Below are 11,508 nucleotides of genomic sequence, written 5' to 3'. Positions count from 1 at the left end.
TAGATCCACGGCATGCGTGGATGGAAAGGCGTGCCAACCAAGGTTGGCACCTACCGTGCGTGGATGGGTAGCGCACGGTAGGTGCCCGGCGGAAAGCAGTGCCAACCAAGGTTGGCACCTGCCAGGGGCGCGCGGCGCGCGCCCCCTGCTTTGCCTCAGTCGATCAACGCCGGTTCGCGATCGCGGTGGAACACCGCGACGGCGGCGGTCAACGCGCCAGCCTGGGCCTGCAGTTCGCGGGCTGCTGCGGTGGCTTCTTCCACCAGTGCGGCGTTCTGCTGCGTGGCCTGGTCCATCTGCACCACCGTCTGGTTGATCTGCTCGATGCCGCTGGACTGTTCCTGCGATGCGCCGGAGATCTCCTGCATCAGCGCGCTGACATCCTGCACACCGCTGACAATGCCCTGCATGCGCCGGCCGGCGTCGGCGACCAGATGCGCGCCCTCACTCACCTGGCGCCCGGCTTCATCGATCAGTCCCTTGATCTCGTGGGCGGCCGAGGCTGATCGCTGGGCCAGCACGCGGACCTCACTGGCGACCACCGCGAAGCCACGCCCTTGCTCGCCGGCACGGGCGGCTTCGACGGCCGCATTCAAGGCCAGGATGTTGGTCTGGAACGCGATGCCATCAATGACCCCGGTGATGTCGCCGATCCTTCGCGAGGCGGCTTCGATGGCCTGCATGGTGTCGACCACGCGCTGCATGGCACGGTCGCCCTCGCTGGCCACGCCCTGGGTGGACGACGCCAGTTCGCTGGCCTGATGGGCGTGGCTGGCGTTCTGCCGCACGGTGGCGGTCAGTTCTTCCATTGAGGCGGCGGTTTCCTGCAGGTGCGCGGCCTGGCGCTCGCTGCGTTCTGACAACGCGCCGTTGCCGGCGGCAATCTCACTGGCGGCGGTGCTGATGGCGGTCGCGCACTGCTGGATGTGGCCCACCATGGACGACAACGTCGCAGCGGTGGCATTGGCGTCGCGTGCGATGGCGGCGAAGGCGCCCTGGTAGTCACCGTGCATGCGCTGGTCCAGATCGCCCTGCGCCAGCGCCGCCAGCATCCGGCGCACGTCGTCGACAGTGCTGCCAACGGTGGCCAGCAGTTGGTTGATGCCACCGGTCAGCCCATCCAGGAAGCTGGCCCCCTCGGCGGGGCGCAGACGCTGGTCGAGATCGCCCGCAGCGGCGGCGGTCACGATGTCGGCCACCGCATTCTCCAGCAGCAGCTCGTGGGTGCGGTCGTGCCATTCCACCGCGAAGCCCAGGCGCTGGCCCTGTGCATCGAACACCGGGGTGACCACCTGGGCGAAGTGCACCGGTCCGATCCGGACCTTGCCGTTGTGCGTTGCCTGCAGGCCATTGAGGATGGCGCGGATGCGGTCGGGGTTGGCATGGAAGCGATGGATGCTGGTGCCGACCAGGCGTTCGGCATCGAAATCCGGGAAGGCTTCGCGCAGCGTGGCCTGCTGGTTGCGCAGCAGCGCCACCACCGAGCGGTTCACGTAGCGGATCACGTGGTCGTTGTCGGCGATCATCATCGACGTGCGCGAGGCGTCCAGCGCCTGGCGGATCTGGGCGTTCTCCGCGTGCAGGGCCGTGTCGCGGCTGCGCTGCGCCTGCACGTGTCGCGCGGTATCGGCCAGGGCGTGTGCCAACGTACCGGGCAGGTAGTCCTGGGCATTGGCATGCGCACTCAGATCGGCGCCGGTGGCGATGTCGCGCGCCAGTGCCGCCAGGCGGCGTGGGCCATGACCGAGCGCATCGGTCTGCTGGCGCAGGCGCTGGGCGGCTTCGCCGATGAGTACGGTGATGGCAGCGACCAGGGCGGCCTGCAGCAGCGAAGCTGCCCAACCGCTGCCCTGCAACGCTGGCACCAGTGCGAAAAGCGTACCGATGCTGCCGGCCAGCCACACTGGCGTGCGGTTGCGATAGGCGACCAGGCAGGCCAGCAGGACGCACTGCGGCAGCCCGACCGCCACGCCGAGGATCGAACACAGCAGCCCGATCTGCACGGACAGCAGCACGGCCACGCCGTTGCGCGCGGGCGCCTGCCCGGCACAACGCAGGCCCAGCACGACGGCGGGCACGCCGGCCGCAGCAATGATGGCTGCCAGCGCAGGCGACGCCCTCCACGCGGCGGCGGCACCGGCCACCGCCAGCGCGGCGCTCACCAGGGTCAGCCGCTGATCGGCGCGGCGCGCCAGGTCCTGCAGGTACGGGAGACGTTCGCGCTTGCGACCGCGTGAGGGTGGGGGTACGGCAGACATTGGAAACTCCTGGTTCAACGAACAGCAACGGCCCTGCGGCGCGGCACGCATGCGGGCGTGACCACTGCAGGGTGGGCGATGGGGGAGGTGGCGCCGCACAGGGCGCCGGGGAACAGAAACACCGTGGCCACATCCTGTGGGTGACGGTGCAGCAGTGCAGACATGCGTGCTTCCTTGCAGAACCCGGACAGGCCGCCGGCCCGGGTGGGCAGGCGGAGTGCGGGCGAGAAGGCCCGCAACTGTTCTATCGGCCGCCGCTACGCGCAGTGAAGCGCAGCGGCATGCAGCGGGTCAGCCGGCGTTGGGCTCGCCGAGGAAGGCGTTGATGACCGCGGCGATCTGCGCGGGGTGTTCCATGTGCAGGTGATGGTTGCCGGCGAATACGGCCAGGCGTCCGTCGCGCAGGTGCTGCAGGCGCTCGCTGCGCATCGGTTCGGGGTAGTACGACTGCGCCGGCGTGGCGTAGATCACCTGGGTAGGGCAGGCAATGGCCTGCAGAAGGTTGTCGATCTGCCCTTCGCTGAGGCGGATGGCGGTGGGCAGCATCAGGCGCGGATCGCTGCACCAGCGATAGCCGCCTTCCACTGCTTCCACGCCACGCTCCACCAGCAGGCGCGCGCAGCCCTCGCTGAGCTGGTTGGCCATCATGCGGGCACGCACCGGCGCGGCCAGGTCGGCGAACACCCGCAACTGCTTGCGCGCCAGCGCACGGCTGGCCCGCACATGGTCGCGCAGGCGTTCGGCGGTTTCTTCTTCCGGTCCGCGCAGTCCACCCAGCGCCTCGATGGCCACCAGCCGCTGCACGCGTTCGCTGACGGCTGCGGTCAGGCTGGCGATGCCGGCGCCCATGGAGTGGCCGATCAGGGTGAAGCGATCCCAGCCCAGTGCATCGGCCACGTCCAGCACGTGGGTGATGGCGGCCGGGGTGGTATAGGGCGCGCCGGGCGGCAGGTGCGCACTGTGGCCGTGACCTGGCAGATCGATGGCCACCAGATCCAGCTGCGGCAGGTGCGCGGCCAGCGGGACGAAGCTGGCCGCATTGTCCAGCCAACCATGCAGGGCCAGCACGCGGGGGCCGGGGCCTGCCTGGCGCAGGCCGGCCACGCGCGCGCCGGCCACCCTCAGTTCAAACGGTTGCAGGCTCATGCCAGCGCAGCCGTGGCCAGCCGGGCCAGCGCCCGGGCGTGCTCGGCGTCTGCGTTCAGGCAGGGTATGTAGCGCATCTGTGCACCGCGCTCGGCCAAGGTTTCGGTGAAGCCCATGGCGACCTCTTCCAGCGTTTCCAGGCAATCGGTGGCAAAGCCGGGGCAGACCACGTCGATCCTTTTCGCGCCAGCCTCGGCCAGCTCCCACAAGCGCGGTTCGGCATAGGGTTGCAGCCAGCGTTCACGGCCGAAGCGCGACTGGTAGCCCATCTGCCACTCGTCCTGGCCCAGGCCCAACGCGGCGGCGATGGCGGCAGCGCTGGCTTCGCAGCGCTTGGGATAGGGGTCGCCGGCATCGGCCAGCCGCTGCGGAATGCCATGGAAGGAAAACATCAGCATCTGCCCGCGGCCGTGCGTGTCCCAGTAGCGGCGGATCGACGCCGCCACGGCCGCCACCCACTGCGGATCGGTGGCGTAGTCCTGCACCAGGCTGACCTGGACGCCGGGGTTGCGGCGCTGCCAGTCGGCAACGCGGTCTTCCACCGAGGCGGTGGTGGTGGTCGAGTACTGCGGGTACAGCGGCAGCACTGCGATGCGGCGCACGCCCTCGCTGACCAGGCGGTCCAGTTCGGTGGCCAGTGCCGGTTGCCCGTAACGCATGGCGTGGCGCACCCGCAGCTCCGGCAGTTCCGTCTGCATGGCCTGCGCCAGCTGGCGGGTGTGCACCATCAACGGCGAGCCGTCAGGCAGCCATACCTGCGCATACTTGGCGGCCGAACGGCTGCTGCGCAGCGGCAGGATCAGCCCGCGCAGCAGCGGCTGCCACAGCAGCGCTGGAATCGAGACCACGCGGGGGTCGGAGAGGAATTCAGCCAGGTAACGGCGTACGGCGGGAGCCGTCGGCGTCTCGGGCGTGCCTAGGTTGACCGCCAGCACGGCGGTATCGGGTGCGTCGAGCATGCTGACCATTGTCGCCGATCCGATGTGCTGCTGGCATCGCTTCTGCGCATCGTGCCCATTGCCACTGACAATCGCGGCGCGCGCTCATTGGCGATTCATCGCAACACTACTAATTTCAGTGACTTGCTATATCTTCCTATGGACTGACTTCTGGAGCCTGCCATGCGTCGCCCGATCCAAGCCCTGCTGATCGCCGCCAGCCTGCTTTCCAGCCAGGCCATGGCCGGACCGCAGGAAGACCAGCGCGCCCGCAATGCGGTGCGTGTGCTGGCTGAAATCCAGGAAATTCCCGAACAGGGAATCCCTGACAAGTTGCTGGACGAAGGCCGCGCGGTCATCGTCATTCCCGACACGATCAAGGCCGGTCTGGTCATCGGCGGCCGTCGCGGCCATGGCCTGATGTCGGTACGCATGCCCAACGGCGCGTGGTCCAACCCGGTATTCATCAAACTGACCGGCGGCAGCATCGGCTTCCAGGCCGGCGTGCAGTCGTCGGACGTGGTGCTGGTGTTCCGCAACGACCGCAGCCTGGACAATCTGGTCAACGGCAAGTTCACCCTGGGCGCCGATGCCGGCGTGGCCGCAGGCCCGGTGGGCCGCAATGCCGCTGCCGCCACCGACGGCCAGCTGAAGGCGGAAATCTGGTCGTGGTCGCGTGCCCGCGGCCTGTTTGCCGGTGTGGCCCTGGATGGCGCGGTGCTGCAGATCGACGATGCGGCCAACCTGGATGCCTACGGCAGCAACACCACCCCGCGCATGATCTTCGAAGGCCGCGCTGCCGGTTCGCCGTCGATGGACGTGGTGGCCTTCCGTGACCGTCTGGAAGAGGCCACCTACGCCGCGCGCAACAACCGCAATGGCAGCGGCGCCACCGCCAGCGCAACGCCGCCGCCGCCGTCGAGCAACCCGTCGGTGCCTGTTCAGGCGCCGCCGGCTGAAGCGACCACGGCGCCGCTGCAGAATGTGCCGCAGAACCCGCCGCCGCAGCAGCAGGGCTTCCAGCCGGTGGGCGACGGTGAAATCCGTACCGAGACGCTGGGCGGCAACTGACTTTCGTCACGCGCGCCGGCTTACGGCCGGTGCGCTATGCTCGACAGCCTGATCACTAACGTAACGAGCGACTTATGGGCAGTTTCAGCATCTGGCATTGGTTGGTCGTACTGGCCATCGTACTGCTGGTGTTCGGCACCAAGCGCCTGACCAGCGGCGCAAAGGACCTCGGCTCGGCGGTGAAGGAATTCAAGAAGGGCATGCGTGACGAGGACAAGCCCGCCGCGCAGCTGGGCGACGAATCGCGCAGCCAGGATGCCTCGCGCACCGCGCAGGACGAGCACGACCGCACCCCGCGTTGATCCGGAGCGGTTACGGTGTTTGATATCGGCTTCAGCGAACTGCTGGTGATTGCCGTGGTCGCCCTGGTGGTGCTCGGTCCCGAGCGCCTGCCCAAGGCGGCCCGCTTCGCCGGCCTGTGGGTGCGCCGTGCGCGCAATCAGTGGGATTCGGTGAAGCAGGAGCTGGAGCGCGAACTGCACGCCGAGGAGATCAAGCGGCAGATGCAGGACGTGCGACAGAGCATGCAGGATACCGAGAGCCAGCTGCGCGCCAGTGGTGAGGCGGTGCGCCGCGAGGCGACCCAGGCGCAGCAGCACGGTGACGCGCTGGCCGACGAAGTGCGGGCGCCGACGCCTGCGGCGGCGCAGACTCCGCCGCATCTGGCCGATGCGCCCAGCGCATCCCCCGATGCCACCTCCGCAGCGGATTCCTCCGCTGCGCCGGCCACGCCGCCGGAGCGCCAGCCATGAGCGATCAGGACTTCGGGGAGAGCTCGCTGGTCGAGCACCTGGTGGAACTGCGTGCGCGCCTGGTGCGTGCGCTGCTGGGCCTGGGGGTGGTGCTGCTGGGCCTGTTGCCGTTCACCCAGAAGCTGTACACCGCACTGGCGCATCCGTTGGTGTCGCAGCTGCCGAACGGGCAGACGATGATCGCCACCAATCCGGCCGGTGCGTTCTTCGCGCCGTTGAAGCTGACCTTCTTCGTGGCCCTGTTCGTGGCCGTGCCCTGGCTGCTCTACCAGCTGTGGGCGTTCGTGGCGCCAGGCCTGTATGCGCGCGAAAAGCGCCTGGCCGTACCGCTGCTGGTGTCGTCGGTGCTGCTGTTCTACACCGGCTGCGCGTTCGCCTACTTCTTGGTGCTGCCGGCGGTGTTCCACTTCCTGACCACCTTCAGTCCGGAAGTGATCGCACTCACCCCCGATGCGAACGCCTATCTGGACTTCGTGCTGGCCATCTTCTTCGCCTTCGGCGGCAGTTTCGAACTGCCGGTGGCGATGGTGATTCTGGTGCTGCTGGGCTGGGTAACCCCGCAGCAGTTCAAGGAAGGCCGCGGTTACGCGATTGTCGGCATCTTCGTGGTGGCCGCCGTGCTGACCCCGCCGGACGTGGTGTCACAGCTGATGCTGGCCATTCCGATGTGCCTGCTCTACGAGCTGGGCATTCACGCCGCGCGCTGGCTGGTGCCGTCTTCAGTGGCCAAGAAGCCCGCCGCGTGATTCGCGGTAGCGCCGGGCGATGTCCGGCGTTCTCGCGTGTGTCGGCTCAGGCGTGGAAGACGTCGTTGGCCGGCGGCGTGGCCGGGATCGGTGGCGCAGCACGGCTGCCGCGGTGCACGAACATCTGCTTCCAGGCGGCGTAGACAGCGCCCACGTACAGCGGCATGAGCACGGTGGTCAGCACCAGCTGGGCAATGAAGGCGGCCGCCAGCGGGCCGCCGATCAGCATGGCCAGCTGGATGACGATGACGAACGCGATGTAGCCGCAGAACAGCGCGATCACGCTCAACAGCGCGAACACCACCATCGCCCCCAGGTTTTCGACACAGCCCTGCAGGCTCAGGCGCAGCGCGTGCATGCCGCTCTGCCTGTCGAACACCACCAGTGCCGGCTGGGTGAACATGGCCAGGGTGAGCGCGATAGCGGTGACGAACACCAGCAGCATCCACAGCGCAATGCGCTTGGCCGGCAGGTTGGCCACCAGTGCGGCGGCATCGTCGGGGCTGATCTGTTGCCCGCTCTGGCCGATTTCTTCCATCCGCTTCATGACCTCGCTGAAGGCGGCAAAGCCTTCGCGGCCGATCATCAGGTACAGCAGCACGCCCAGCATCAGCACCGCCAGCACCTGGATCGCCAGCGGGACCAGCAGGTGGCTGACGCGGTGGTCGCGGATCGGCTGCAGCAGGTGGGTGGCCAGGCCGGGGCGGCCTTCATCGATCTCGCCCACGGCATACAGCATGCCGCCGAACATGATGGGCGAAATGGCCAGGGTCATCAGCTGCACCGCCAGCCCGGCCGCACCGGGAATGAGCGTGGACAGCAGGGTGACCACCCAGCTCACCAGCATCCAGGTCAGGCCGATCCGGGCCAGCTGCAGCGGCGCACGCCGGTACAGGGAGAACGTATCCAGCAACCACTGGGCGCCCGCCGAAGCCGGCAGCTTGCGAATCTCTTTCATGGACATCCGGGAAGGACAGGAGGGGGCCGGGCCGGAGCCCGTTCCGCCGATTATCCCTGTTTTGCCACCGGCTGGGCTGAAGACAGCCGGGCCTGGCGCACGAAACGGCGCAGCAGCCGGCGCGCCAGCGGTGCCGCGCTGACGGCCCGTTCCACGCTGCGGGCGCAGCCACCGTGGCGGCCGATGCAGTCGGCGCGGGCGCGCACGTAACCGCGCATGTGGTGGGTGGCGAATTCGGGGTGGAACTGCACCCCCCAGGCATGCCGGCCCCAGCGGAACGCGTGGCAGCCGTCCAGTGGCGAGCGGGCCAGCACCGCCGCGCCTTCCGGGGCACGCAGCACGGTCTGCAGGTGGGTGGCGTGGGCGGCGAAATGCTGCGGCAACCCGCTGAACAACGGATCCTCGGCCGCGGCCGGGTCCAGTTCCAGCTCGATCGTGCCCGACTCGCGCCCGGCGGGGTTGTAGGCCACTTCACCGCCCAGCGCGTGGGCCAGCAACTGGTGGCCATAGCAGATGCCGAACACCGGTACGCCGTCGTGCACCGCCGCGCGCAGCCAGGCCGCGCTGCGTTCGCTCCAGTCGGCGCGGTCGGTCACGTAGGCGGCCGAACCACTGACCAGCACGCCGGCGAACGCACGCGGATCGGGCAGGGCGGCACCGTGTTCGACATCGACCACCACGGTCTGCCGTTCTTCCAGGCCGGCCGCCACGCGGATCCAGTGCGGAAAGCGCCCGTAACGGCGCAGGGTCGGCACCGGGCGGCCGGTTTCAAGGATCAGGAAGGGGGCTGGATTCATCCGGGGGCGGCAGCACTGACAGGACTTCCTCGATTGTAGTCAGCCCCTGCGCCACCTTTTCAAGCCCGGCCTGGCGCAGGGTTCGCAGCCCTTCAGCCCGCGCGGCACGGCTGAAACCGGCCAGATCCATGTCCGCGCGGATCAGCCCGCGCAGCCGCGAACCCAATGGCAGCAACTCATACAGCCCGATACGGCCGAGAAAACCGGTGCGCCGGCACTCCAGGCAACCCACCGGCCGACAGGGCGTGGCGGCATCTGGATATGCTGCTTGGCTATCAGCCAGCACCGCCCAATCGGCCGGCCCCAGCGTGTGCGACTGCTTGCAGTGCGGGCACAGCGTGCGCACCAGGCGCTGGGCCAGGATGCCGTTCACCGTGGATGCCAGCAGGTAATGCGGCACGCCGATGTCGAGCAGGCGGGTGATGGCCGAGGGCGCATCGTTGGTGTGCAGGGTGGACAGCACCAGATGGCCGGTGAGCGAGGCCTGCACCGCCATCTGCGCGGTTTCCAGGTCGCGGATCTCGCCGATCATGATGATGTCCGGATCCTGCCGCAGCAGGGTGCGCACGCCGGCGGCGAAATCCAGGTCGATGTTGGTCTGCACCTGCATCTGGTTGAACTCGGCGGCGATCATCTCGATCGGGTCTTCCACCGTGCAGACGTTCACGTCCGGCGTGGCCAGCCGCTTCAGTGTGGAATACAGGGTGGTGGTCTTGCCCGAGCCGGTGGGGCCGGTGACCAGCACGATGCCGTGCGGGCGCTCGACCAGTGCATTCCAGCCGGCCGCTTCCTGCGGGCTGAAGCCGAGCTGGTCGATGCTCTTGAAGGCGGCATCGGGGTCGAAGATGCGCATCACGCACTTCTCGCCGAAGGCGGTAGGCATGGTGGACAGGCGCATTTCCACTTCGCGCCCGCCCGGCGAGCGGGTCTTGATGCGGCCATCCTGCGGACGCCGGCGCTCGGCCAGGTCCATGCGCCCCAGCACCTTGATGCGGCTGACCACGGCGGTCATCACTGCCGGCGGCACCTCGAACACCTTGTGCAGCACGCCGTCGATGCGGAAACGCATGCGTCCCATGTCGCGGCGCGGCTCCAGGTGGATGTCCGAAGCGCGCTGCTCGTAGGCGTACTGCAGCAGCCAGTCGACGATGTGCACGATGTGCTGGTCGTCGGCATTGACGTCGCCGGCGCGGCCCAGTTCCACCAGCTGCTCGAAGCTGGGCAGGGTGCCGCTGGGTTCGCCGCGCACATCGCCGCGCGCGCCTCGCACCGATCGGGTCACCCCGAAGAATTCCATGGTGTAACGGTGCAGGTCCAGCGGGTTGACCACCGCCAGTTCGATCTGGCGCCGCGTCAGGTGCTGCAGGTCGCGGCGCCATTCCTGCGCCAGCGGCTCGCTGGTGGCCACCAGCACGCGTTCGGCGTCGACGGCCAGCGGCAGGAAGCGATGACGGCGGGCATAGGCGTGCGAGGCCACCGCAGTAACCGAGGCGACGTCGACGCGGGTCGGGTCGATGCGCAGGTAGCGGCAGCCAGTGCGCCGGGCCAGCCATTCGGTCAAGCGTTCCAGGCTCAGCTCACCGCCGTCGCTGGCGGCCAGCTTCAGGTTGGACAGCAGCACCAGCGGATGCACTTCGCTGGCATTGCGCGCACCCTGCGCGGAAAAGCGCACGCGCTCGCGGTCCGCCGTGGCGACCCTGCCATCGGCCAGCAGCGCGGCGGCCACCTGCTCGAACTGCAGTCGCCCCGGGGGCAGCGGCACCGCGCCCGGATCGCCGGAACTCCCCACCGGCAGCCGGTGATCCATCTGCCTGCTCCTCCCGGGTACGGAATGCCCCGCAGGTCGGCCGCTATACTAGCGCACCCCTTTGCCGGCCAAGAATCGTCCGCATGTCCGCGACCCCGACCGTTCCGATCACCTTCCAGGGCCTGATCCAGACCCTGAACCAGTTCTGGGCCCAGCAGGGCTGCGTGCTCATCCAGCCGCTCGACCTGGAGGTGGGCGCCGGTACGTTCCACCCGGCCACCTTCCTGCGTGCGATCGGGCCGGAAGGCTGGAACGCGGCGTACGTGCAGCCCTCGCGCCGCCCCACCGACGGCCGCTACGGCGAGAACCCCAACCGCCTGCAGCGCTACTACCAGTACCAGGTGGCGATGAAGCCGGCGCCGGACAACATCCAGCAGCTGTACCTGGATTCGCTGAAGGCACTGGGCATCGACCCGCTGGTGCACGACCTGCGCTTCGTCGAGGACAACTGGGAATCGCCGACCCTGGGTGCCTGGGGCCTGGGCTGGGAAGTCTGGCTCAACGGCATGGAAGTGACCCAGTTCACCTACTTCCAGCAGGCCGGTGGCCTGGAGTGCCGCCCGGTGCTGGGCGAGATCACCTACGGTCTCGAGCGCCTGTGCATGTACCTGCAGAACTGCGACAACGTCTACGACCTGGTCTGGACCTACGGCCCGGACGGCCAGCCGGTGACCTACGGCGACGTTTACCACCAGAACGAGGTGGAGCAGAGCACCTACAACTTCGAACACGCCGACGTGGAAGAAATGTTCCACCGCTTCGATGCGTGTGAGCGCGAGGCGCAGAAGCTGGTGGAAGTGAACCTGCCGCTGCCGGCCTACGAGCAGGTGATGAAGGCCAGCCACACCTTCAACCTGCTGGACGCGCGCCGTGCGATCAGCGTGACCGAACGCCAGCGCTACATCCTGCGCGTGCGCGCGCTGGCCCAGGCGGTGGCCAGGGCGTACTACGAGCAGCGCGAGAAGCTGGGCTTCCCCGGCGCGAAGAAGGCCTGAGGGCCGCGCTTCCCACCCCTTCCGGGCGCCGGTCGCGTTG

At 68.5% G+C, this 11,508-nt stretch carries 12 protein-coding genes; 5 read left to right on the top strand and 7 right to left on the bottom strand.

Annotated elements, in window-relative coordinates; all coding sequences use genetic code 11:
• Nucleotides 1-155 precede the first annotated feature (155 nt).
• The 4 genes from RTY46_RS08560 to hemH form a co-directional block, all read right to left on the bottom strand.
• A complete protein-coding gene (locus tag RTY46_RS08560) occupies nt 156-2,258 on the bottom strand; it encodes a methyl-accepting chemotaxis protein (protein WP_312707779.1) in 2,103 nt (700 codons plus the stop codon).
• Nucleotides 2,259-2,272: 14 nt separating this feature from the next.
• Nucleotides 2,273-2,422, bottom strand: coding sequence for a hypothetical protein (locus RTY46_RS08555; protein WP_312707778.1), 150 nt, complete (start codon nt 2,420-2,422; stop codon nt 2,273-2,275).
• 127 nt (nt 2,423-2,549) lie between these two features.
• Complete coding sequence (locus RTY46_RS08550; protein WP_312707777.1) at nt 2,550-3,404, bottom strand: alpha/beta hydrolase; 855 nt, start codon at nt 3,402-3,404, stop codon at nt 2,550-2,552.
• Nucleotides 3,401-4,363 carry a ferrochelatase gene (gene hemH, locus RTY46_RS08545; protein WP_312707776.1) on the bottom strand — a complete coding sequence of 321 codons (963 nt, stop codon included), beginning with the start codon at nt 4,361-4,363 and terminating at the stop codon, nt 3,401-3,403. Before hemH ends, RTY46_RS08550 begins: the two co-directional genes overlap by 4 nt.
• A 162-nt stretch (nt 4,364-4,525) precedes the next feature.
• On the opposite strand from hemH, the gene RTY46_RS08540 reads away from it, so the two are divergent.
• The 4 genes from RTY46_RS08540 (at nt 4,526) to tatC (ending at nt 6,911) form a co-directional block, all read left to right on the top strand.
• The gene (locus tag RTY46_RS08540) at nt 4,526-5,413 is read left to right on the top strand and encodes a YSC84-related protein (RefSeq protein ID WP_312707774.1); all 888 of its coding nucleotides are present in this window, start codon (nt 4,526-4,528) and stop codon (nt 5,411-5,413) included.
• A gap of 74 nt (nt 5,414-5,487) precedes the next feature.
• Nucleotides 5,488-5,715 (top strand): Sec-independent protein translocase subunit TatA, encoded by a 228-nt coding sequence (gene tatA / locus RTY46_RS08535; RefSeq protein WP_108751385.1) that lies wholly within the window; start codon nt 5,488-5,490, stop codon nt 5,713-5,715.
• Nucleotides 5,716-5,730: 15 nt separating this feature from the next.
• Nucleotides 5,731-6,165, top strand: coding sequence for a Sec-independent protein translocase protein TatB (tatB, locus tag RTY46_RS08530; protein ID WP_312707773.1), 435 nt, complete (start codon nt 5,731-5,733; stop codon nt 6,163-6,165).
• Nucleotides 6,162-6,911 (top strand): twin-arginine translocase subunit TatC, encoded by a 750-nt coding sequence (gene tatC / locus RTY46_RS08525; RefSeq protein WP_108751383.1) that lies wholly within the window; start codon nt 6,162-6,164, stop codon nt 6,909-6,911. The genes tatB and tatC overlap by 4 nt, the downstream gene beginning before the upstream one ends.
• A 46-nt stretch (nt 6,912-6,957) precedes the next feature.
• On the opposite strand, the gene RTY46_RS08520 is transcribed toward tatC, so the two are convergent.
• The 3 genes from RTY46_RS08520 to RTY46_RS08510 are packed head-to-tail and all read right to left on the bottom strand — an operon-like array spanning nt 6,958 to nt 10,473.
• Nucleotides 6,958-7,869, bottom strand: a complete 912-nt coding sequence (locus RTY46_RS08520) for a BPSS1780 family membrane protein (RefSeq protein WP_312707772.1) — start codon at nt 7,867-7,869, stop codon at nt 6,958-6,960.
• 50 nt (nt 7,870-7,919) lie between these two features.
• Nucleotides 7,920-8,666: a glutamine amidotransferase gene (locus RTY46_RS08515; RefSeq protein ID WP_312707770.1), complete on the bottom strand. Its 747-nt coding sequence runs from the start codon at nt 8,664-8,666 to the stop codon at nt 7,920-7,922.
• Entirely contained in the window at nt 8,638-10,473 is a 1,836-nt protein-coding gene (locus RTY46_RS08510; protein ID WP_312707768.1) for a GspE/PulE family protein, read from the bottom strand. The genes RTY46_RS08515 and RTY46_RS08510 overlap by 29 nt, the downstream gene beginning before the upstream one ends.
• An 83-nt stretch (nt 10,474-10,556) precedes the next feature.
• On the opposite strand from RTY46_RS08510, the gene glyQ reads away from it, so the two are divergent.
• The gene (gene glyQ / locus RTY46_RS08505; protein ID WP_303637271.1) at nt 10,557-11,468 is read left to right on the top strand and encodes a glycine--tRNA ligase subunit alpha; all 912 of its coding nucleotides are present in this window, start codon (nt 10,557-10,559) and stop codon (nt 11,466-11,468) included.
• The last annotated feature ends 40 nt before the right edge of the window (nt 11,469-11,508 follow it).

The sequence above is a fragment of the Stenotrophomonas sp. genome (assembly GCF_032056425.1).
GTDB lineage: Bacteria > Pseudomonadota > Gammaproteobacteria > Xanthomonadales > Xanthomonadaceae > Stenotrophomonas.
The sequence above is the reverse complement of the archived record's forward strand: the minus strand, read 5'-3'. Positions and strand labels throughout refer to the sequence as shown.